1 protein-coding gene and 1 pseudogene are annotated in these 1,522 nt (G+C 65.9%); one reads left to right on the top strand and one right to left on the bottom strand.

Translation table 11 applies throughout. The features are described 5' to 3' along the window. A pseudogene (locus tag KRR26_RS36470) lies at positions 1–682 on the top strand (phage tail tape measure protein); the annotation flags it as partial. Between the two features lie 30 nt (positions 683–712). Here KRR26_RS36470 and KRR26_RS36465 read toward each other — a convergent pair. Beyond that, a complete protein-coding gene (locus tag KRR26_RS36465) occupies positions 713–1,321 on the bottom strand; it encodes a hypothetical protein (protein WP_147423129.1) in 609 nt (202 codons plus the stop codon). Between the last annotated feature and the right edge of the window lie 201 nt (positions 1,322–1,522).

Here is a 1,522-nt window from a genome sequence, read left to right as displayed (position 1 = left end):
CGGCAGCTTGTGGACTCTCATGGGGCAAGCCATCGGGTTTGCCATCGGCAACATCGCCGCTGTCGTGGGCGTGCTGGTGTCCGTCGTCTCCGCTGTCGTGTCCGTGGTGGGGGGCGTCCTCAATGCGGCCCTCGCGGCCTTCTCCGGCATCCTCGACGTCTTCTGGGGGGTGGTGCTGTTGCTCAGCGGCGCCATCACCGGCGACTGGGCCGAAGCGTGGCGAGGCATGAGGCTCATCGTCTTCGGCGTGGTGGATGCCATCTCCGGCGTCCTCCTGGAGTTGGTGGGCACCCTGCTCGGTGTGGTGGACGCGGTGGCGAGCCTCTTTGGCGCGAACACGGGGTTGCAGCAATCCCTGCGGGGGGCCCGACTCAGCCTTCACCGGGACTTGTCCGTCGCCTTCGGCCTCGAGGACGCCGCCAGCACTGCCGCCGTGCCCATCACCGCCGCTGCCGCGTCCTCGCCGGTAACGTGGCCGCTGGAGTCCTCTTCCATGCCGGCAGCGGCTGCCCTCCAGGCGTCGCGTCCCCAGACAGAGGTGCTCGCCTCCCAGCCAGCCTCGTCTTCCAGCGCGCCCATCCTGGTGAGTGTCCAAGTGGACGGCGAGGTCCTCGCCCAAGCTACGGCGCGCGCCGAGAGAGACGCCGCCTCCCGCAGCTTCTCCCCCATGCCCGCGTACTGACATGCACTGCCGAGGACGCCATCCACAGGCTCATGGCCCAACCGGGTCTATCGAATCGGGGTCGAGCTCTGTCCCGCCGAGCGACTTCAACGCGTCAGCGACGTCCCAAATGAAGTTGCCATGTCCGGGCTCTCTTGCCGCTGCCGTCAGATAGAACCCATAGGGCTCCACATAGAGTGTCACTACGTCAGCATCGGGAACCAGCAGCGGTGCGCGCAGTTCGTAGCCATTGGGGAACTCATAGGCCCGCATAGAGGGCACGCGCCTCGTCACCAGGGAAAGGCGCTCTTCAACTTGCTCCGGTGTTGGAACTGGCCCCGAAAAGGAGAACCAGTTCCTCGCCCTACGGGGGGCAGGGGAATGGACGAGGGCCAGCGTGCCCCCGAGTTCAGCCAGGACGCGAAGGAGGAGCTCATCCTCAGGTGTCGTGCAGGGCCATTCGGGCGCAAGCGCATGCCCATGACGCTCAATTGAAAAGCCCCTCAAGCGGTTGGCCGGCACCATCATCCCGACCCAAAAGCCCGGTTGAGTCTCGGTGAGGTCTACGGGCGTCCCTAATCGCTCGGAAACCACATCCCGCAGCTTCTCGAAGGACGGCACCGGTCCTTCAAAGCCAATATAGGCCACTGCAATTCCCATGACTCCGTGCACCTCCTGCTCTCGCCGAGGATACCTCCGCGCACGAGGGCGTACGCCAAGCCGATGAGGACATGGCGGCAAGGGCCCCCTCACGGATGCACAAACCAGAAGCTGACGCATCCGCGCCCCCACGGTCCCCGCAGCGCCCCACGAGGAAATGAGCTTGGCCTGGTGTCCCCGGCATCGCGCCAAGGCCTTTGC

This window comes from Citreicoccus inhibens (assembly GCF_019039035.1).
GTDB classification, from domain to species: Bacteria; Myxococcota; Myxococcia; order Myxococcales; family Myxococcaceae; genus Citreicoccus; species Citreicoccus inhibens.
This window is presented reverse-complemented; position numbering and strand designations above follow the sequence as displayed.

What these genes read in the sequence shown, in the direction of transcription:
- KRR26_RS36465 (WP_147423129.1), bottom strand. Translation starts at nt 1,321, where the DNA reads ATGGGAATTGCAGTGGCCTATATTGGCTTTGAAGGACCGGTGCCGTCC.